2 protein-coding genes are annotated in these 2,020 nt (G+C 73.4%); both read left to right on the forward strand.

Features of this window, described 5'->3' with window-relative positions:
* On the forward strand, nt 1-737 hold a 737-nt coding region (gene pcaC, locus MXD58_RS26410; RefSeq protein WP_250610476.1), incomplete at its 5' end, for a 4-carboxymuconolactone decarboxylase.
* On the forward strand, nt 734-1,918 hold the full coding sequence (locus MXD58_RS26415) for a 4-hydroxybenzoate 3-monooxygenase (protein WP_248841204.1): 1,185 nt from the start codon (nt 734-736) through the stop codon (nt 1,916-1,918). The genes pcaC and MXD58_RS26415, both read left to right, overlap by 4 nt.
* Nucleotides 1,919-2,020: the final 102 nt, after the last annotated feature.

The raw sequence follows: 2,020 nt of genomic DNA on the forward strand, positions 1-2,020 counted from the left end.
GCACCGCGGTGCTGGTCGAGGGTGCGGAGCGGCGCTGGTTCGCGCCCGGCTTCGTCGACCGGGCGCCGGGGGTCGCCGCGGAACTGCTGCGCGGCCTGGCGACCGTCGACGCGCAGGGCTACGCGTGGGCCTGCGAGGCACTCGCCGAGTTCGACGTGTCCGACGAGCTCGCCAATATCAGTGTGCCGGTGCTCGCCATCGCCGGCACCGAGGATCTGGTGACACCACCGGCCGCACTCGCGCGTCTCGCCGACGGCGTGCGCGAGGGACGGCTGGCCGTCCTCGACGGCGTCGCGCACCTGGCTCCCGCCGAACAGCCGCGCCAGGTCGCGGACCTGCTGCGCGAGCACCTGGCCGCCGCCACTGACCCCTACGACGCGGGGATGGTCGTGCGGCGAGAGGTTCTCGGGGATGCCCATGTCGACCGCGCGAGCGCGGCAGCCACCGAGTTCACCCTCGAGTTCCAGCGGCTCATCACCCGGTACGCCTGGGGGACGATCTGGACCCGGCCCGGCCTCGACCGCCGCAGCCGTTCGATGATCACGATTACCGCGCTCATCGCCGGTGGCCATCACGAGGAGCTCGCGATGCACGTCCGCGCCGCGCTGCGCAACGGGCTGACCGTTGCCGAACTCAGGGAGGTCGTCCTGCAGAGCGCGATCTACTGCGGAGTCCCGGCCGCGAACACGGCCTTCCGGATCGCCGAGCAGGCGCTGCGCGGCCCGGAGCCCCGATGACCACGATCGCTACCAGCACGCGCACCCGCGTTGTGATCGTCGGCGGCGGCCCGGCGGGGCTAATGGTCTCCCACCTGCTCCACCTCGCCGGCCTCGACAGCGTCGTCCTCGACAACCGCACGGCGCGCACCATCGAGACCACGCACCGCGCCGGCATCCTGGAACGGGACAGCGTCCGTCTGCTGGCCGACGCCGGCGTCGACCGGGTCCTCACCGCGGGGCACCGGCACGCAGGGATCTCCCTGCGGTTCGCCGGGCTCAGCCACCGCATCGACTTCGAGGGGCTCACCGGCGCCTCCTGCTGGCTGTACCCGCAGACCGACGTGTTCGCCGACCTGCACCGCATCCGCCGCCGCGACGGCGCCGACCTGCGTTACGGGATCAGCGCCACCGAAGTCCACGACGTGCGTGACGCTCCGCGGGTCCGTTACACCGACGGCGAGGGCCGCCGCCACGAGATCACCGCGGATCTTGTCGTCGGCGCCGACGGTTCCCGTAGCGTCTGCCGCGACCTGGTCGACGGCGCGACCCGGTACTTCCGCGAGTACCCGTTCGCCTGGTTCGGTGTCCTCGTCGAGGCGCCGCCGAGCGCGCCCGAACTCGTCTACACCCGCTCCGAACGGGGCTTCGCGCTGCTCAGCCAGCGCACCGCGTCGATCCAGCGGATGTACTTCCAGTGCGACCCCGGCGAGGACCCGCGGGACTGGTCCGACGACCGCGTCTGGTCGGAGCTGCAGTGCCGGCTCGCGGGCGAGGACGGCTTCCGGCTGCGGGAGGGGCCGGTCCTCGAACGCACCGTGCTGCCGTTTCGCAGTTTCGTGCAGGCACCGATGCGCCACGGGCGGCTGCTGCTCGCCGGCGACGCCGCGCACACCGTGCCGCCGACCGGCGCGAAAGGCCTGAACCTCGCCCTCGCCGACGCCCGGATCCTCGCCGAGACGATCGAGGCCGCCCTCGCCGGCGACGACCTGTCCGCCCTGGCCCGTTACACCGACCGGGCGCTCGCCCGGGTGTGGAAGGCGCAGCACTTCTCCTACTGGCTGACCACCATGCTGCACCGGACACCCGGCGCGACCGAGTTCGACGAGCAACGCCAGCTCGCCGAGCTGCGCAGCGTCGTGGATTCGCAGGCCGGCGCCCGCTACCTCGCCGAGGGCTACACCGGCTGGCCCGAACCCTGACGGCCACCGCCGCCCTGCACGGCGACCAGGCGGCGGCGCGGGCGCTCGCGCCAGCGGTCCGGGCTCGGGCCGAGCGTGGTCAGGCGACCGCGGCCGGACCCC

Source organism: Frankia sp. AgKG'84/4 (genome assembly GCF_023242965.2).
GTDB lineage: Bacteria > Actinomycetota > Actinomycetes > Frankiales > Frankiaceae > Frankia.